At 62.0% G+C, this 17326-nt stretch carries 24 protein-coding genes and 2 pseudogenes; 8 read left to right on the forward strand and 18 right to left on the reverse strand.

The genetic code is table 11. The features are described 5' to 3' along the window. Positions 1-34: 34 nt before the first annotated feature. Positions 35-187 (reverse strand): annotated as a pseudogene (locus tag OKW35_RS05490) (methyl-accepting chemotaxis protein); the annotation flags it as partial. 163 nt (positions 188-350) lie between these two features. On the opposite strand from OKW35_RS05490, the gene OKW35_RS05495 reads away from it, so the two are divergent. Then, on the forward strand, positions 351-1625 hold the full coding sequence (locus OKW35_RS05495; RefSeq protein ID WP_429551422.1) for a tyrosine-type recombinase/integrase: 1275 nt from the start codon (positions 351-353) through the stop codon (positions 1623-1625). 636 nt (positions 1626-2261) lie between these two features. On the opposite strand, the gene OKW35_RS05500 is transcribed toward OKW35_RS05495, so the two are convergent. After that, positions 2262-3242, reverse strand: coding sequence for an NmrA/HSCARG family protein (locus OKW35_RS05500; protein ID WP_187628926.1), 981 nt, complete (start codon positions 3240-3242; stop codon positions 2262-2264). 103 nt (positions 3243-3345) lie between these two features. Here OKW35_RS05500 and OKW35_RS05505 point away from each other — a divergent pair, with 103 nt between their 5' ends. Continuing rightward, on the forward strand, positions 3346-4245 hold the full coding sequence (locus OKW35_RS05505) for a LysR family transcriptional regulator (RefSeq protein WP_187628925.1): 900 nt from the start codon (positions 3346-3348) through the stop codon (positions 4243-4245). A 345-nt stretch (positions 4246-4590) separates the two neighbouring features. Here the strand turns inward: OKW35_RS05505 and OKW35_RS05510 are convergent, their stop codons facing one another. From OKW35_RS05510 to OKW35_RS05540, 7 genes are all read right to left on the reverse strand, one after another. Then, positions 4591-5673 (reverse strand): phage major capsid protein, encoded by a 1083-nt coding sequence (locus OKW35_RS05510; protein ID WP_429551423.1) that lies wholly within the window; start codon positions 5671-5673, stop codon positions 4591-4593. 69 nt (positions 5674-5742) lie between these two features. Further along, on the reverse strand, positions 5743-6108 hold the full coding sequence (locus OKW35_RS05515; RefSeq protein WP_429551424.1) for a hypothetical protein: 366 nt from the start codon (positions 6106-6108) through the stop codon (positions 5743-5745). A gap of 32 nt (positions 6109-6140) precedes the next feature. Then, positions 6141-6422: a hypothetical protein gene (locus OKW35_RS05520; RefSeq protein ID WP_429551425.1), complete on the reverse strand. Its 282-nt coding sequence runs from the start codon at positions 6420-6422 to the stop codon at positions 6141-6143. A gap of 81 nt (positions 6423-6503) precedes the next feature. Beyond that, positions 6504-6785, reverse strand: a complete 282-nt coding sequence (locus OKW35_RS05525) for a hypothetical protein (RefSeq protein WP_429551426.1) — start codon at positions 6783-6785, stop codon at positions 6504-6506. A 173-nt stretch (positions 6786-6958) separates the two neighbouring features. Next, positions 6959-8071 carry an AAA family ATPase gene (locus tag OKW35_RS05530; RefSeq protein ID WP_429551427.1) on the reverse strand — a complete coding sequence of 371 codons (1113 nt, stop codon included), beginning with the start codon at positions 8069-8071 and terminating at the stop codon, positions 6959-6961. Beyond that, positions 8068-8328 (reverse strand): hypothetical protein, encoded by a 261-nt coding sequence (locus OKW35_RS05535; protein ID WP_429551428.1) that lies wholly within the window; start codon positions 8326-8328, stop codon positions 8068-8070. Before OKW35_RS05535 ends, OKW35_RS05530 begins: the two co-directional genes overlap by 4 nt. 12 nt (positions 8329-8340) lie before the next feature. Then, complete coding sequence (locus tag OKW35_RS05540; RefSeq protein WP_429551429.1) at positions 8341-8805, reverse strand: helix-turn-helix transcriptional regulator; 465 nt, start codon at positions 8803-8805, stop codon at positions 8341-8343. 287 nt (positions 8806-9092) lie between these two features. On the opposite strand from OKW35_RS05540, the gene OKW35_RS05545 reads away from it, so the two are divergent. Further along, positions 9093-9227 carry a hypothetical protein gene (locus tag OKW35_RS05545; protein WP_429551847.1) on the forward strand — a complete coding sequence of 45 codons (135 nt, stop codon included), beginning with the start codon at positions 9093-9095 and terminating at the stop codon, positions 9225-9227. Between the two features lie 151 nt (positions 9228-9378). Here the strand turns inward: OKW35_RS05545 and csgH are convergent, their stop codons facing one another. Then, positions 9379-9753: a curli-like amyloid fiber formation chaperone CsgH gene (csgH, locus tag OKW35_RS05550; RefSeq protein WP_429551430.1), complete on the reverse strand. Its 375-nt coding sequence runs from the start codon at positions 9751-9753 to the stop codon at positions 9379-9381. Between the two features lie 4 nt (positions 9754-9757). On the opposite strand from csgH, the pseudogene OKW35_RS05555 reads away from it, so the two are divergent. The 4 genes and pseudogenes from OKW35_RS05555 to OKW35_RS05570 all read left to right on the forward strand — a co-directional run. Further along, positions 9758-10008: pseudogene (locus OKW35_RS05555) on the forward strand (IS481 family transposase); the annotation flags it as partial. Positions 10009-10942: 934 nt separating this feature from the next. After that, a complete protein-coding gene (locus OKW35_RS05560; protein WP_429551431.1) occupies positions 10943-12040 on the forward strand; it encodes an integrase domain-containing protein in 1098 nt (365 codons plus the stop codon). 30 nt (positions 12041-12070) lie between these two features. Then, positions 12071-12511, forward strand: coding sequence for a hypothetical protein (locus OKW35_RS05565; protein ID WP_429551432.1), 441 nt, complete (start codon positions 12071-12073; stop codon positions 12509-12511). Between the two features lie 107 nt (positions 12512-12618). Continuing rightward, positions 12619-13401: a hypothetical protein gene (locus OKW35_RS05570; protein ID WP_429551433.1), complete on the forward strand. Its 783-nt coding sequence runs from the start codon at positions 12619-12621 to the stop codon at positions 13399-13401. Between the two features lie 532 nt (positions 13402-13933). On the opposite strand, the gene OKW35_RS05575 is transcribed toward OKW35_RS05570, so the two are convergent. From OKW35_RS05575 to OKW35_RS05605, 7 genes are all read right to left on the reverse strand, one after another. Then, positions 13934-14197, reverse strand: a complete 264-nt coding sequence (locus OKW35_RS05575) for a hypothetical protein (protein WP_429551434.1) — start codon at positions 14195-14197, stop codon at positions 13934-13936. Continuing rightward, entirely contained in the window at positions 14175-14960 is a 786-nt protein-coding gene (locus OKW35_RS05580) for a type IV toxin-antitoxin system AbiEi family antitoxin (protein ID WP_429551435.1), read from the reverse strand. Before OKW35_RS05580 ends, OKW35_RS05575 begins: the two co-directional genes overlap by 23 nt. Positions 14961-15030: 70 nt before the next feature. Beyond that, entirely contained in the window at positions 15031-15273 is a 243-nt protein-coding gene (locus OKW35_RS05585) for a Sir2 family NAD-dependent protein deacetylase (RefSeq protein WP_429551436.1), read from the reverse strand. Next, positions 15270-15587, reverse strand: a complete 318-nt coding sequence (locus tag OKW35_RS05590; protein WP_429551437.1) for a hypothetical protein — start codon at positions 15585-15587, stop codon at positions 15270-15272. Before OKW35_RS05590 ends, OKW35_RS05585 begins: the two co-directional genes overlap by 4 nt. Before the next feature lies 1 nt (position 15588). Next, positions 15589-15891, reverse strand: coding sequence for a cyclic-phosphate processing receiver domain-containing protein (locus OKW35_RS05595; protein WP_429551438.1), 303 nt, complete (start codon positions 15889-15891; stop codon positions 15589-15591). Between the two features lie 31 nt (positions 15892-15922). Further along, the gene (locus tag OKW35_RS05600; RefSeq protein ID WP_429551439.1) at positions 15923-16135 is read right to left on the reverse strand and encodes a hypothetical protein; all 213 of its coding nucleotides are present in this window, start codon (positions 16133-16135) and stop codon (positions 15923-15925) included. A 68-nt stretch (positions 16136-16203) separates the two neighbouring features. Next, positions 16204-16515: a hypothetical protein gene (locus OKW35_RS05605; RefSeq protein ID WP_429551440.1), complete on the reverse strand. Its 312-nt coding sequence runs from the start codon at positions 16513-16515 to the stop codon at positions 16204-16206. A 294-nt stretch (positions 16516-16809) separates the two neighbouring features. Between OKW35_RS05605 and OKW35_RS05610 the strand changes: the two genes are divergently transcribed. Then, positions 16810-16944 carry a hypothetical protein gene (locus OKW35_RS05610; protein WP_429551441.1) on the forward strand — a complete coding sequence of 45 codons (135 nt, stop codon included), beginning with the start codon at positions 16810-16812 and terminating at the stop codon, positions 16942-16944. A gap of 100 nt (positions 16945-17044) precedes the next feature. Here the strand turns inward: OKW35_RS05610 and OKW35_RS05615 are convergent, their stop codons facing one another. Beyond that, on the reverse strand, positions 17045-17311 hold the full coding sequence (locus tag OKW35_RS05615) for a hypothetical protein (RefSeq protein ID WP_429551442.1): 267 nt from the start codon (positions 17309-17311) through the stop codon (positions 17045-17047). Positions 17312-17326: the final 15 nt, after the last annotated feature.

A 17326-nucleotide genomic window follows, 5' to 3' on the forward strand; every position in this document is an offset into this window, starting at 1 on the left:
TCGCCGCGGCTTCGGCCTCCTCGACGAGCGCCGTCGATTCGCCGATCAGTTCCTTGATCTCCGTGGCCGCGGCGCCCGACCGCTGCGCGAGGCTGCGCACTTCCGAGGCCACCACCGCGAAGCCGCGTCCCTGCTCGCCGGCGCGCGCCGCTTCGACCGCCGCGTTCAACGCGAGGATGTTGGTCTGAAATTCTGGCGCTCGTTCGTAGCGTTCCGGCGCTCTCCGTTAAAACGGCTATAAACCGCGTATAATCAATGCTTTACGTGCATTACTGCTCCGCAGATTTCCGCGCCAAGCATCGTCCGGATGGCTGGCTGCGTGGCTAGCCATCGACCGAGAGAAAACCAAAATGCCAAAACTTACGACAGTCGCCGTGAAGGCCCTGAAACCCGCCGAGCAGGTCACCGATTCGGTTACGTCCGGCCTGATCGCCGAAGGCACCGCGGACGGCGCGAAGTGGATGTTCCGCTACGTATCGCCCGTGCATCGCAACAAAAAGGGAAACCTCGCACGGCGAACGATGGGTCTCGGAACGCTGGCGACTGTCACGCTGGCCGAGGCGCGCGAACTGGCACAGGCGATGCGCAAACTGGTCGAAGCGGGACGCGACCCGATCGAGGAACGCGATCGCGAGAAGGCGGCGGCGCGCGACGCGACAATCCCGACCTTCGGGCAGGCCGCCGAGGCGAAGCACAAACAGCTGAAGTCCGGCTGGAAGCATCCCGACGATGCGAACGCGCGAGCGTGGATCAGCAGCGTGAAGCGTCATCTTGCGCCGCTGCTCGAGCGCCGCATCGATGACCTGAAGCCGCGCGATTTTGCCCAGGCGCTGGCGGTGGCGTGGGGCGAATATCCGAAGGTCGCCGCGGACGTACTGCAGCGCGCTTCGCAGACGATGGACCACGCGGTTGCGCAATGGCCCGAGCACGTCGTGAGCAACCCGGTACCGAGCGCGCGCAAACTGATGCCAAGCCGCAAGAGTGGCCCGCATCAGTCGAAGCACCAGCCGGCGCTGCCTCACGCCGACGCGCCCGCGTTCGTGCGAGATCACCTGTCGGGCGTCGAGCCGACCGATATCGTGCGCGCCTGTGCGTTCGTGCTGCTGCATACGGCGGTGCGTCCGAACGAGGTACGCGAGGCGACGTGGGACGAATTCGATCTCGACGCTGGCCGCTGGCTGATACCCGGCGAGCGGATGAAAGGCCGCATCCAGCACGACGTTCCGCTCGTGCCCGAGGTCGTCGCGTTGCTGCGCGCGATGCGCGAAACCGGACTGCACGAGACGTATGTCTTTCCGAACACGTTCGGCACGAACGCCATGCCCGATGTCCCGTTACAGGACTTCTTTCGCGAGACGGGCGTCGCGTCGGACACGGACGGGCGCACGCCTGTCCCGCACGGATGTCGCGCGTGTTTTCGCGGATGGGTCGATGCCAAGGGCTACGATGGCCGCCTTGGCGAGCGTCAGCTGGCGCACCGCCCGAAAGGCCAGACGGCGGCGGCGTATCAACGCGATTCGATGTATCTGCGCCGCGCGCGCCTGCTGGAGCAATGGACGAACTACCTGCACGGGCGAGCCGTCGACAGCAACGTGACGCCGCTCAATCTGAACGTCGCAGCCTGAACGAGCGAACCCCGCCCGACGTGGCGGCCGCAACCTGTACGAACCCGCCCGCGTGGCGGGTTTTGTCGTTTCTGGACGACCGAAAAGACGGTTCGCCAGAACGCTCGCTGGCGGCTTTGCGGCCGCTCGCCGCTGCCGACGCATAGACAAAGCCGCCCGGAAGCGACCAGCGCTCGATCTGGCGCGCCGCTGCCGGTTCTGATCTGCCGTCGCTCGATCAACGTCAGATGACACCGTCGACGAACGGCGCCATCGCGCCAGCTTCCGGCTGCCTGTCGACCATCGCGGGCAACGCGTTCGCGCGTTCGTCTGGCGTCTCGTGCGCGTGCCGCGGCGCATAGGCGCCGCATCAACTTGGCGCGTTCGAGTTCGTCGTCAGTGGCTCAACCATCGGTCCGTGGTCGGCCAACAGCGGTCGGTCATAGTTGACCGCTTTCGGGGTTCCTGCTCGCTTTACAGGAACCCGGAAGGACGCCGGCCAGATGTCAACTTCCTGCACCGCGGCCCATTTCGCCGCCGGAGCCGTGGAGCATTTTTTTGCGATAAGAAATACTGGTCGAGCTTTACCTCGGAAGGGCGTATGTTGATAAGCCCTCCGAGCCAGACGGCCTTTTAGTCGACCGCGTGCGTAATCGTCTATAAACCCGTTGCAACCCGGAAGCTGGTGAGTTCTCCACGCCAACCACTGCGCCGCAGAAAACCTTCCCATGTCAGTGCGTCGGGATCGTTTCGCCGGCTCCACGTCAAGTCTCGTTCTGGCGCGTAGTACCCGTATTCGACCGCATAGGTAACCATTCCCACAAGTTCGCGCACCAGCCACTCATCGGCACCGAACGCGGGAAAGTGACGTAGTAATTCCTCGCGCGTATACGCTGAGGCGTAGTGCGCACGCCGGCCTGTTACGCGGACGAAGGTGTCCACAATCTCGCGCGCGGTCAGGACCTCACCGATCACCGGCAGGGTTTGGCCGGAATAAGACTCCGGCTCGTCAAATTGCGCCAGAACCGCGGGACCGGTTGCGGTCAGCGGATCGACAAATGGCACGGGCGTATCTGGCGGCAGATAGACGGCGAAGCTGAGGCTGTCGTCGGTTTCCGGCCGTGGTACGTAGTACTCAAGGAAGTTGCTGTAGAAAAAAGCGAGCTGGATGAAGGAGCTGCGCAGCGGCAGCGTGCGCAAGTATGCCTCCACCAAGGCCTTTTCGGTGAAGTGTGGCGCCCACAGGGTGCCCCCCGTGCGAGCCTCAACGTTTTCGAGGCTGCTCCAGACAATATGCTCCACGCCCGCGGCGAGCGCCGCATCAGCCAACTCGAGCCCCAGCGCCAATTCGGGGCGGCCCGGCGGCGGCACGGGCGCTATTGGCGGTGTCATCAGGAAGGCACCGTACGAGCCGCGCATAGCCGCGGCAAGCTCGGCTTGGCGACCCGCCTCCAACGGCGCGATGACGATCTCGGCGCCGCGCTGGGCCAGTTCGCGCATGGGTGCGCTATCTGCACTTCGTGCGAGAGCGCGCACGCGGTAGCGACCGCTATCCAGCAGGGCGCAGGCCACGCTGCGGCCTTGCTTGCTGGAGGCGCCAGCGACGGTGATCAAGGGCAATGGTGCAAAAGGCGTCATGAGACTCTCCATACAGGCACGCAACACGCGCGCCGACATGTGCAGTCTGGACAAAAAATGCTATAGAGTGAAATCGTCAATCTCTTGCTCTACTATCCATGCCATGGATACCAAACGCATAGACCTGAACCTGTTGGTCACCCTCGAAGCCTTGCTCGCAGAGCAAAACGTGACGCGCGCTGCCCGCCGCCTACACCTTAGCCAACCAGCGGTAAGTGCGCAGCTCGCACGCTTGCGCGACCTGTTTGGTGACCCGTTGCTGATCCCGGCGCAACGCGGCATGACTCCCACGGCGAAAGCCGACGAACTGCTGGCGCCCTTGTGCAATGCGCTTGATCAATTGCGTGCAACGGTGATCCAGCATGGCCATTTCGATCCCGCGCGGGCGCAACTAACTATGGCTATCGCCTGCACCGACTATCTACAGGCTGCGCTTGTGCAGCCGCTACTCCTGGAGCTTCGACAACAGGCGCCTGGTGTGCGGATAGCGTTGCGTATGCTGGACGTTCCGCAACTGCCAACGCAAATGGCTCACGGCGAGGTCGACCTCGCGTTTATGACGCCCAGTGACGCCCCGACTGGCCTGCGCAGCCGCCACCTGTTTAACGAACGCTACGTGATGATAGGCCGCCGCGACCATCCCAAGCTGCGACGAAAGCTCACGGTTTTGCAGTTCGCGCAGCTTGAGCATGTCATCGTGTCGCTACGCGGCGGCGACTTCGTCACGCCCGTGGACGACGCGTTGGCGGCCCTAGGCCTTCGGCGCAACGTGGTGCTGTCCGCGGCCTCCTTCCTGTTTGTGCTGGATATCGTGTCCCGCTCCGACCTCGTTGCTCTAGTGCCGCAACGGCTTGTGCGCGATCACACCGATGCATTGCGGATCGTAGAATGCCCGATTTCCGTTCCGGGCTTCGAGGTGGGCATGCTGTGGCATGAGCGCAGTCACGGACACACCGGCCATCGCTGGGTGCGCGAGATCCTTAGGGCGTTGGTCGCCGGGTGAGGCGGGTCTGCAAAGGGCGGGGCGGAACGGCCGTCTCACGGCGGTCTAAGCACGCGCGCAACGACTGAGTTGACAGGCAATCTGGTTAATTTGAATGACCCCTTTTCAGCGATCAGACTGAGGGGAACAATGTCTGTAACGGGTCGTTGAGCGACTCCGCTGATAAAGGACGGTGGCAGGGGCGGGTCAAAAGTCCAGCGATTCCCTCTCGAACACCCCCCGTCCTGTTTTTCTTCCAGAAACGCATTTGTAACTTTGGGGGTCGACGCTGCGTGGAAGACCTCTGCGAAAAAAAAAGCCGCCGCCCGGAGGAGTAAGCCGGACGGCAGCAACCGCATGAAAAAATCAGGCCTTTGCGCCCTTCGCGGCAAGCGGCGGCGGCTCTGCCGGTACGAGCGGGCCGCTGTACACGAGCGCGGCCTGTTGCACGACCGTGGCAGCGCGCATCTCCACGAGCAACGTGACCAAATTTTTGATCAAGTTGTCGGCGTGCTCGCGGCTCCACTCGAACGAGAAGCCTGCACGCAGTGCCACGAATGCACCGGCCGGTGATGCAGCACTCACGAACTCGCCCTGTGCCACTGCGTTCGTCGGGGCGATGGTTGCGCCTGCCACGCCGTTGATGAGGCCTTGCAGCGGGTTCACCAGATAGCTGCCGTTCGCATCCTTCGACGTGAGCATGCCGATCCAGTCGAGCGGGTTCAGGCCGATCACGATGCCCTGGCCGCCCTTGCCGTACATCGAGCCGATGACATTGAGCACGGCATCGATGATCGTGCCGCCAGTCGCAGGCACGTAGGTGGTGGAGTTCGCTTCCAGCGCAGCCACGCACGCGGCGTCCATCGAGTCGTGGCAGCTTTCCACAAGTTCCGCCTGCAGGAAACCCTGCAGCGCGGGTGCGTCCTCGAACAATTGAAACGACAGCGTTTTGTGGACCGCGATGGTATCGACCGGCACCAGACGAGGGGCCGCCGCGTTCGTCATCTCAGGCTTGGTCGCGCCTTCGGCAGTGGCCGCGGCGGCGCCGGTGGCCATCATGTCGATGACCTGAAGCGCGTTGCTGGCGGTGGGCGTGCTCGCGAGTGAGGACCACAGGCGCGGCGGCTTCAGCGGCGCAGGCAGCACCTGTTGCGGCGGCACCGGATAGCCGCCGGTCGGATTGCCCACACTCGAGAGCAAAGCGGCCTTCATATCGAGGTCGGGCACGTCTGCACGCACCGTACGTGCGCCTGCGCGGAATTGCGCGAGCGCGTCGTGCTTGAGCATCAGCGCAGCCATCGAACCGGCATCGCCACCGCTGCGAAACCAGCCACCTTCCGACTTCGCCGCCCACTGCTGCTGCAGGTCGATCATTTGCGTTTTCAGCGCCGCGATGTCGTTGCCGTACTTCCCGAACGTTTCGTCGAGCGCCCGTCGAATTTCTGACATGTCCATTTTTCTGGACTCCCACGAATGACTTCTCTACGGCCACTTCGATCGGTCGCCACAGATTCTGCGTCACGCAGAGTGCGCAGGCGCGGCCGGCGCCTGACCATCACGCCGGGGTTGTCGCCTCTCGCGGTCCCGGTACGGCAGGTTTTCGCCGTTGGTCAATCCTTTGTTCTGCGTGCGTTGCAACCGGTAGATTCGCTCCCGGCCCCGGTCATTCACCGACCCGAGCAACGGACCGATTCGCCCGCGCGCATCGAGCAACGCCACGACCATGCCGCCGCTCAGGTCGGCTATCAGCGCGATCCGCCATTCGTTCTCAAGCGCGTCCTCGACGACAGCGAGCGTTGTCTCGTCCAGTTCCCGGCTCATGAGTCCGATCGCTTCGCTGATCGAGCGCCGCACGCCCGAGTAAAACGCTGCCAGCTCGTCCATCGCCCGCTCCGCAATCGATTCGTGATGCAAAGCTATCGCTCAACCGCGGCAAGGTCAATCACTGTACGGTGCCGGACCGCGTCGCCTTCCTGATAGGGGCGGCACTCGCGCAGCGGGCACGCGTAGGAAGTGCAGTCGCGAATCTCGTTGCGCTGGTCGCCAGTGCAGTACAGGCAGAACGCCCTGATCGCCGCCGCTTTCGAATTGCCTTCGTATGCCTTGACGTACGTGCTGCGATACATCGGCGACACCTTTTCCAGCGTCTCGCGTCGACGCTGCTCGACTTTCTGTTCGAGTGTCTGCTGTTCGTTCATCGAAATCTCCCTCACCATCGGCTCGTTATCCGTCTGGAAACCGCCCGTGAATGCAAGCATCTAGCAGGGCAGGAGTGACCTTCACTGCTTGGCGCGCAGCGAACGAACGACGCTGCGGCCTTCGCCGTCGACCTCGTAGAGCGCAGCGATCACGTGCGCGCCGTCAAACAGTGCGACGGATACGCGGCCCTTGCCGTCTGCGATGCACAGCAGCGTCGCGCCGTTCGCTTCCGCGATCTCGATCTGGCGCAGCGTCTCGGGATCGAAACTCTGTCTTGCAGCGGCGATCAGGTGAGTCGCGCGGGCGCTCAGACGCTGCGTGACATGGGCTTCGGCTTCGTTGACCGCTTCTTTCTCCGTCATGTTTTTCTCCGATTCGAAAGTGAGGTTGTGCAGGTTAATAGGTTAATTGGTTAGGGAATCTGACGAAGCAGTAAGACTAACTAACCTTGATAACCTTCATAACACTACTAACTAACTAAACATAACTAACCTTACTAACTACTACTACTACTACTACTACTACTACCTCTTACTTACTGTTCTGCCTCGATGATCTGCTGGCCGAGATCGGTCAGTTGCAGGACGCCTGACGGCCTGCATACGAAACCCGCTTCGATCAGGCGTTGCGTCATCTTCGACACAGCGGCGCTGGACACGCCGAGCGCATCCGCGATCGGCCTCTGGAAACCGGCGCCCTTCGCGATCAAGCGCAGATAGCGCATCTGCTCCTCGCTCACCATCGAGTCGGCATCGCACATGAAACGGAACTGCAGATCGTTGCCGAGGCGAAGCATGAAGCGGCTGTCGGCCACATCGCGGCCCGTCATGTGTAGCACCCGCCGGTCGTCGGCCTCCTTGCGCAGCACGAACAGCGCATCCGAGCCGCCCGAGATTGCCGTTGAGCCGCCGATCTGCGAGTACACGTCGCCAATGTCCGACTTGGTCGTGTGACCGACGCAGATGATCGCCATGGCGCGCTCATTCGCCACACGGGCGAGGAACGCGAGTTCGGTGCCTTCCTGTTCGTACTGGTCCTGTCGCCGGTCGAGCGGCGCGCGGAACTTGGCCCACACGTCGATCACGAGCAGCTTGACCGGCATCCGGTCGAGCGCCTCCGTGAGGGCGTTCTGGTTGCCACGCTTCCACTCGAAAGACCACGCGAGATTCGGCGCGCGTCCCGTGGTATCAATCCCTGCCTTCACGAGTCGGTCATAGACGCGCCAGCGCGCGTTTTCGACGTCGATATACCAGCCGCGGCCCGCGTCCACTTCACGGCCCCACAGCGGGTTTCCGCTTGCCACCGCCACTGCCATCTGCAGGGCGAGCAGGCTTTTGCCTCCCTTCGGTCGACCCGCGAGATACACAAGGCCGGTCGGCAGCAGACCGTCGATCACGAACTTCGGGCGTACTGGCGGCGTGACGATCAGCTTCTCGGTCATCGTGATCTCCGGGGTCCAGATTTCAGGGGCTTTTGCCTTGCCGTTCGGCTTCGCGTCGGCATGGCCGTTGGCCTTCGCGATGCGGGCCTTCTCAGCGCGCTTCTCGGCAGCAGCCTGCTGATCCAGCCGGTTGCCGTTCGCTTCGATCTGCGCGGCGTACCAGGCAGGCGGCACGGAACCCGGCACGTCATCTGGTGCAGTGGTCACAGTCCCCCCCGCGCGGCGCGCTGCTCAATCGCCTCGCGCAGACTCGCGCGGGCGTGTTCCTCGATCCACGCACGACGCTCAGCCCACTCCGCTTCAGTCATGCACGAGCGGCAGCGTTCGAGTTCGCGCGCGATGCGCGCCTCGAACCAACGCTCAAGAGCTTGCGGGGACGTGAAGCGCGGGCTACGATCGGCGTGATTTTGGTCAAGTTCGCCCGCCGCGCTCGCGCCGCGGGCCTTTTCTTTTGGGCGGGACATGACTGCCTCCGCTCAAACGGCTTCAGCGATGCGCTTCGCGGGACGCCCGCGCTTGCCGCGCTGCGCGCCGACCTCATCGGGTCTGTCCTGCACGACGCTTTCGGCGTTGGACGCTTTCTGGCCGCTCGCATAGATTTCAAGACTTTCCAGCCACGCGAAAATATCCGTCGAGCGCCAGCGCACAGCCCTCGAATTCGGCAGGCGCACGGGTGCCGGGAACGTGCCTTCGCCAATCATTCGATACATCGCCGTGTGCTTCACGCCGCAAACCATCTCGACTTCAGCCGCACGCATCAAGCGTATTAGCAGCGATTCAGCTTTTGCTTCTTTCATCACTTCCCCCTCCGCAGTGAGTTCAACGAGTCCCGACTTGCGCCGTTGAGATCCATCGTTGGCGAACGATTGAAGAAATGCAAACCGCCCTATCTGAAGGGGAGCAATGCAGGAAGACGTATGGAGACGTACGAAGACATACATGGACATACTCGACTACGTCGCGATCGCGAAAAATATTTTTTCGGCAGATGGCGGAAATTAAGCGCCCGCGTCAGAGACGAAGGCCGGCAGAGATCGCGGCCTGGACGGTGCGCAGACGTCGTGCGCAGAAAAACGTGCCGCGTCTGTCCGCGTTGTTTCGCGAACGTCCGGAAAGAAATGGCTAGCTGCGTGGCTAGCCAGAAAATTGTCAGAAAGAAAAAGCCATTACAGAACAATGGCTTACTGAAGATCTCCGAATGTTGGTCTGAAACGCGATCCCCTCGATCATGCCGATGATCTCCGTGACCTTGCGCGATGACTCGCTGATGCCGTCCATCGCTTCGGTCACGCGCGACACTGATCTGCTGCAGAAAGCCTGGACAGAAATGAATGTTGGTGTTTCGATGCACGTTTCCCTTTGAGGGAGGTGGCGATGAAACGCCAACAGTAAGCGATGGTGCAGATCGTATCCGCGCTCTAACCACGGCCGGCACGGTACGTCACGCTTCGGACCGGTTCAACACCGCCTTGGCACGAAGCTGAAGCGCGGCTGAAACACGGAACGAAGCTGCGTCATTTTCCGGCGCTACAGTCGTACGTGTATTCGCCGAGCTGCGCCTGTCCGAGGCCTCCCTGACTGTCCCGCAAAACGAGATCGATCCGGCACGTGCCGCCCGCCTGCCCTGCGGCACGCGCGGACGACAGAGCCCGTGGCTCGCCGGCCGCGAGCGTTACGGCGCCACGCTGGCTGATGCGCGACGTCCCCGCGCTGTCTGCCGTGATGACCACCTTCGGGTCGTACTCGATACGCAGCGCCTGCGCGGCGCGCACGTAATCGACGACATAGGCCGGCCCTGGTTCGTATGCGCGTCGAACCAGACCTGCAGATCCACTGCGTTCATCATTGCGGCTCCCCCTTGCGCGCCACGCCGATGGCGGCGCAAACACCGGAGAGCATCCCTGGACAAAACGGTCAGATCGAGAGAATGAACCGCATCATCAAGGAAGCGACCGTCAAGCGCTACCACTGCGAGACCCATAGCCGCCTTGAAACCTATTTTCACGACTTCATTGGGGCATACAGATTCGCGCGGCGCCTGGAGACTCTCAAGAGACTCCGCCAAATACAAGATCTCGACAGCAGAACCAGAAAGGTTCAACCTTGACCCGTTCGATCAAATGCCGGGACAAAATACCTGGTAATTTCCCTAATTTTACGCCTGTGATTTCCATGCGTTAATTAGCGCCAGTGTCGGCTGGACTTCGGGTCGACCGTGTTTCAAACAAGCCGCTGGCCGGCATGACGTACGTCACTCTGTGACATCTATAAAGTCGGCGTCCAGGACGCCGCAATTGCAAGAAAAAGAGGTCTTCCGTTATCCGTCGGTGTCGTCGTGCCGATGGAAAGGCAACCTCCAACGCGGCCTGTATTCGAAGGGCCATCAAGCAAGCAGTTCGGAACGACACCCGCAAGGGTCGTCGTCAGTGGCGTATCCGCGCCGAAAAGACTTCATGCAGTTTTCAGACCGCAGCGCGCGTCGCATTGCATTGGCGAACGCCTGATCGGCGTTTGCGCTGTCACGAACAGCGTCTGACCTGCTGCAGTCGTTCAAGCCGCCCCTTGGGCGAATCAAAGGCCCGACCGCACGAGCAACTGCTTGTCGTGCGTCCGTGCAAGCGCACGCACCCCTCCCGGGCCGCTCGACACCACGAAAGAGTCGCACCTTTTAGCCGTAGCGCCTCACCGCGCATACGGTTCCACAGCTGAACAGGGCTCTCCTGCGTCGACTCGTCACCAATTCAATCCGCGAACTCATGTCGGACAGGCGCAGCCCGCTTCGCAGCAGCGGCTCGACTTGTCACCGGACTTCTGCCCCGACCGGAAATGCGTCATGCCCGAAGGGCCGCCAGGATTGCTGCGTCCTGGCACCCTAACTCAACCTGCTTGCCTGTCCTCTTCAGGAGTCTTGCATGCGTGGCCTCACACCCGCGAGGGACATCGTGTTACACCGCACCGACCATGTGTCCGGCAAACCAGAATCTTCCGGTGCCGATTGCACGCCGCTTCGCAAACGTTCTTTTCGCCGCACCCACACTAAACGTGGATGGCACGTCGTCATTCAGGAAGGAGACCGCAATGAGCAAAACCGGTGACCTGATCCACGAAGCCAGTGTTGCGCGCAAGAACTCATCGAAGGGCGCGGAAGAGAGCGCGCAGAACTCGCTCGACATCTGGCGACCATACGCGCGCTTCCTTAAACAAATCAACTGTCTTCCGAGAAAGGTGAAGGATATTCCTCCTGCCGCCTTCATGCTCTATGTCCACTACGAACTCAGCAAGGGAATCGTCGTTTCAACGATGAAAAATCGGACAACGGACATCCGCGTCGTCAGCGGTCGCTGTGGCAAGAACATCGACCACTTCACAAACAGGTTCCTGGGGATTCCGAATCGGTCACTCCACGGTAAAAAGCAGGCAATTCCGGACGACGAGTGCAAACGTGCTCTCGATTTTGCCGCAAGAACCAACAGGGGATTCGAGTTCATTCTCCGGTTCCAGCGACTTCTCGGGCTCCGCCGACGAGAAGCAATCCAATGCGCAGAGTCGCTTCCTGAGTGGCTTGCCAGCCTCGAAAACGGGGGGAACACCGTCTTCGTGACGAGAGGAACCAAGAACGGCCGCCACCGAACCGTGTCTGTGCTCGCCGCGCGTCGGACGGAGACGATCCAGGTCATCAAGGCAGCGCTCGACTACAGCCATCAGTTCAACCCTCCACGCCTTCTTACGAATCGTGGTATGAAGCGCGTCCTCAACTCCGTTTCCGCAAGGTACAGGCGTGCTGGTCTGAAGGGGAAATTTTCCTCCCATGCATTCAGGTACGCGTTTGCAGAGGATACCGCTACAGATAGCCTCGACAGCGGCAATTCGCCCGAAGCAACTCTCGTCGCCGTTAGCGCGGTGCTCGGCCACGGTCCCACCCGAATTCATTTCACCAAAAATACCTACCTGAGGTCGCTCGCCCATCGCTTCGTCAACATTCCTCGCCGTCGCGACGTGAAGGAAGCATTTCCGCGGGTTCGGCGACGCCGCATAACGACCTCGATCGAAATCGAGCTCCCCGTCACGCGCCGCAACGAAGACAAGCCAAATCGCCGCGCTCCCAAAAGACGGAAGGCGAGAAACACACGCGGAATGCAGAATTCCTGGCCAGGTCGTCTTGGCAACGGATCGTAGACCCCAACCATATTACCTGGAGACCAGATAGTGAACGATTCTCTTCTAGCTGATCAAGCCACACGTCTGCTGGACGGGGTGGAAGGCGGCAGCGCAATTGCTCCGGTCGTACTTCCACGACTGCCTGTCTTCTTTACCCATCTGGATTCGGCGGGGGTTATTTCCCAACGTCTGGAATCCATCCCTGCCTGCACCTTCGGCGGTTTCGTGGAATATCTGGAGGCCTCCACTCTTCCGGACGACGAAATACATCTGACGTTGGCAAGCGTGCGCATGGTCCTGTGTCTCGCGGGGATAAAGGATACCGATCTTCAAATCCTGACAGCGCCGAGAGTACGAAAGCGCCAAAAGAATCAGGGGGGGAAATACCAATTCGCAACGGAAAAGCGCTCGCTCGTGGTAGTTGCGGATTCTCCCCTCCCTCCGACGGAAACGACGCTGGAAAACAAACCTGATGGATCAAATGGATAGCAACGTCTCCTGCGCGGCGGCTTCCGCCGGCAGTCGATGAAAGCTGGAAATGCAACAGTCGAACAGAGTCTTCCATCAAAAACCCGATGAACGAAAGGAGCAACCAAATGAGCCACAATCCGATTCTTCTCATCAACAGTGGTAACGACGCGGCCGAGATCAATATGGGTGAGGTCATCACGACTCATTCAGACGGCCTGTTATTCCGTCTGGAGCCTCGCGCCCGCCACTCGACCCCGCCCCGCGATGTCGTCGTGCGCTTTCGGCCTGAGAAGGTGAGTGAGTGTTACTGTATGCAAATGGGTGCGCGTGGAACGACCATCCTTCATGTGCCGTCAGCCTATCGCACGCAGTTGCTCAGGTTTCTGGACGAGCACCCACAGACTCTCCTCGATTTCAAGGCTCTCATCCTCACCGCTACCCCCGAGGACGAAAGCCAACGCGCGGCGGTCGACACAATCCAGGCGCTTGAACGGCTTGGCATGAGTCGCACCCAGCCGAGGATTGCATTTCTTCAGTGCGACGAAGGCGAGTCAGTCGAAAGTACATTCAAGTCAGTCTGCGAAAGCCTGCCGTCCGGCTCCTATCCGAACGTCAGCTTCGAGGCACGGCTGCGTGTGACATCCATCTTTGAGAATGCAGGAAAAGCCCAGATCTCGGTCTCAAACATCCTTTCCGGCAAGGACGATTACCTGAGCGAGATTGACAGGGCGCGTCGGAACAATGCGGATGCTGAGGTGCTGTGTCAACTGGCCCAAAAGCTTCTTGCACAGCGTGCTCTGCACGGACTGATGCCCGAAATCAACCGGCTTGTTGGCGCGTTGCGCATTCCTGGCAGCGAGTTGCCCAACGAACGCGAGTATCCCCACGAGACCGCGGCCCAGGAATAATGCTCGGCGCAGGGAACAGCATTGTGGGCGCCCCGGCGCGTGACCGTTCAGGATTGCACCCGCAGTTACGTCTTGCGGGTCAATCATATAAGGCATAAACATAGCGGTCACGCGCTGAAGGCCTGATGCTGGACGACGACGCGTACGCGACGCAACGAGGAAGCGCGTCGCGTATCCAGCGAACGTGGACGGAACCAGGGCGTTGCCCATTGCCGAGGGGTGCCGTCAAGAAACGTACATGGTCGCCCCGGTTTTGCCAGGATTTCATTTCATGATGGTCAGAAAGGAATCGATTGCACCCGTACATCCGGACTGTCATGCGGCGTCGCCGCTGTCCCTGATGGGATTCGCTGATTGGCGCCTCCATCGGATTTTCGCACTCGAAGGTATGGTTTCTTGATCGGGCTTTGCCAACCACGGTCTAACTGTTAGCGCCGAAGCAAACCTGACCTACCTGGGGGAGGATGGCGGCCTTTTTGCCGCCGATGCTGACTCAGGAGCAAGCAGTGGGGCCTTGGCGTTGCGCGTGAAGTCACCGGTCGCCAGCAAGCGCATCGATGAGGCGCTGGTGGAAGTCCCAGCTGACCGCACACACCGCGACGTCCACATCGCGTGTAGCCGTTGGCGCCTTGACACCGTGCAGGTGCGGGAACTGGACGTCGCGAGCCGTCGCGCCGGCCAGCATGAACCGTGTGCCGATCTTCTCGCATGTGATCTTGACCGCGGCGAGCAAGGCAATGACAAGAGGGTCGACAGGCCGCTCGGCCGGCACCCTAGCGAGCGAGGAAGCGGTCATAGATGGTCTCGGCAACTTCGTGATGACGGCTGTCGCTTGATGCGACCAGGTCCGCATAAATGAGGAGTGGGTGCACTACGCCGGGCGGGACCTTCCATCCCCTCGCGGCGTGTGCGGGCCAGAAGGGCTCGAGGATCTCCACGTCCCCGTTGACGTCCGGCCGAAGGCGAGCGGCCTTCATGAGCGACGACTTTGCGCCGCCCGCCGAATAAACCGTCACGGAAACAGGCTTGATCTCGTGTGTCAGTACCTCGGCCGCGCAGTCGCCGCCCAGACGGGCTTCGAAGTCCGCCAGCGGCGCATTCCGCCACCAGTCGATCCCCACGCCGCCTGAATATCGCCGCGCGCCGAGCTTCGGGCGCAGTCCGGTCGGATTCAGGACCGTCCACTCCTTGATGAACCTGCGGCAGTCGGCGATTGCGCGGCGCCCGTTCTTCTTGACGATAAGGCCGCGCGCGATCAGGTCGTCAACGGCAAGGTTGACGGTGTTCAGCAACACGCCGGACAGATCAGCGATGGCGCGCAAGGGCCAGGCCACCAGGTCGGGTTGTGTCGCCAGCGCGAACGACACGCGCAGTCCCTTCTGTGTTGTCGAGCGCGAAGTCGTGTCGGTTGGCTTGAGCGCGGGTTTGTCACGGCCTGTGATCATGATCGTCGCCTCGGGCTCGTCGAGGTACGCGTTACCAGCGGTGTCCAGAAACGGAATATGGTTTGCAATGAGTTTTTCGGCGAGCCTCGGCGTCACGTGATAGGTTACGATCATCAGCGGCCGCCCCGTGGGCGGTGCAGGGGGGAGTTGTCGAACCTGAAGTGGGTGCTGGCGGACGCCCTGTTCACGAAAACCGCGGGCATGTCGAACTGCTTGCCAGAGACAGTAGCGTGGCGCCGGCCAGTTCGAGGTCGCGCCGGTTCACCGGACCGAATCCGTCGGCGGACCAGGTGCACCCATCGCATGCATCGATGCATTGCAGGAAATGCATCGAGCCGTGGCACTCCATAATCCGGTCGCTGTCGTAGCCCGCCTTCTGGAAAGCGCCATCGACGTTGCTCGTAAAGACGAAGTAGCCATATTTCATCCGCCGCGCCCAGCACAGCAGGATCCGGTATCCGTGGTGTGGCTCCGTCTGGCGAAAGCGCTGCAGCAGATGGCCGTGAAAGCCTCAGGCGAGGCGCGGGGCCTTGCGCATTGCCACACCTCAGTGGAGATGCGCGCGAAATCCATGTTCAGGTGTTTCAGCGCCGGATAGTCCTTCCAGAGGCCCCGCCGCCCGCGAAAGGCGGGCAGCCCCGAGTCGACGCCCATGCCCGCACCCTGCGTGATCAGCAGCGCATCGGCATCCGCGAGCCACGCAACAGCCTGGTCAAATTTTTCTTCCGGGGTCAGCGCCATGTCATGCACCCCTCGTCTTCATCAGGTTCGCGATCGCCGCGATACCCGCGTGCATCCGCGCCGCTGCCGCGGGATTGGCCGAGTGGACCAGTATGTGCGGCGGCTTGAATCCGCGCAGGGCGACGGCCTCTTCAATCCAGCGGATCACGTCGTAGCCGGTGCCGCGGCGGTCGTCACCGAGGTCGTGATCGAGGCTGACCGTGTCGACTTCGCCCGTTTTGAGCAGGGCAATGACCTCGTCGGGCCAGCGCGCCTGGATCCAGCCCGCGGGCGCCTCTCGCTCATCGTCAAGAAAGATCTTCATCGTTGATGTCACCATGAAAGCGGGAGAGGGTTCAGGACTGGTTTTTCTCATCGGCAGCGGGGATGCCGCCGTGCTCCTGTGGCGGCCAGCATCCCGTCGCGCTGGCTCCGAATACGGTCAACTGGCTACTGCCCGCACCCGACGGGCCGGTGTTGGCCGCGAGACCGAGCGACAGCTCACGCACGGGCTCGATCGAAAAACGGAGGGCCAGCGTGTCGTCGATGCCGTTGTACCGGATCTGCATAAGAGTCTCCTTCCCGGCAAGCGGGCGTGTAATCCAATGTGTAGTGGCGGCAGGCGGTGCGTGACCGGTCAGCGCGCCGGGCCGTCATGGATGCCCGTGCGTCGTGGCAGAAAGAGCCGCAGCGACGCCCTGATGGCCATACGCAGTTGCGGTCTGCGTCGCGACCGGCGGCGCCGCAGGACCAGGCGGATGGCACGGCGCGCCTCGCCTGTCCGGTTGGGTCGGCCCCGGCTGATGCGGAACAGCCAGCCCGTCATACTCATGGGCGCTATTTCTGTGACGAGTGCGGTGGCGGTGGGGTGCCGCGGGTAGCGCGGCTGCCGGGTCGGGTGCGGCGTGACGCGATACCAGAAGCGGCGACGATGCGAGCGGATCACCATGATCGGGCCTCCCTACCGGCCTGTGCCGTGCGTGCGGCACGTACGGCGCGTGCGTCGAGCAGCACGCCGCAACCAGCGCCACGTAATGGTGAGCGGCAGGCAGTAGAGGCCCAGGCAGATCTGGGCCTGCTCGACGGCGACCTGCCAGGATGAACGGGATTAGTCATGATCGGGTTGTTCCAGAAGGACGGCGCGACGAAGGCGCACCGGTAACCGGGCAGCCTGATACGGGGCGCCCACCTGTTGCTGCACGCTTCGGTGCAGACACAACCAGGTTCTCACACGGCGGAAGGAATGCAAGTCGACATCGGAGCGGAGTCTGGTGCCGACGAAGGGCGGTACAGGCGGCGACAGAAGGGGGGCAGCCACGGCGTGCGCAAGGGACCGTGGCGAGCAATGGCCGCGGCTGCCGGCGCGTTCAACGAATGAAGTACGCCGGCAGTATGGCGCCCAACGCGACGCTGAGCCCGATATTACGACGAAAATGCGACGCCGGGTTTCGGGCGGCTGGCGCTGCCCGGTAGACCGGTCACCTCGGGGGCGCGCGCCAGAACATCACCGCCGCGCGCAGCGTGCGCAGGTCCTCGCGCAGCGTGACGAGAAAGAGCTGCCGCATGGCCGGGCGGCGCGCCGCGGGCGCGATAAGCAGTAGCGCGCCGATCAGCAGCAGGCTGGCGACCAGCCCCGCGCCGCCGATCACCAGCGCGGCGAGCGCACCATCCCAGTGGCGCACGAACACGCAGTAGCAGAGCAGGCCGGTCAAGCCGGTGAGAACGGCGAGTAAGGACAAACGCATGACGGGACCCCGGAA

Source organism: Paraburkholderia sp. MM5477-R1, assembly GCF_050436385.1.
Lineage (GTDB): Bacteria > Pseudomonadota > Gammaproteobacteria > Burkholderiales > Burkholderiaceae > Paraburkholderia > Paraburkholderia tuberum.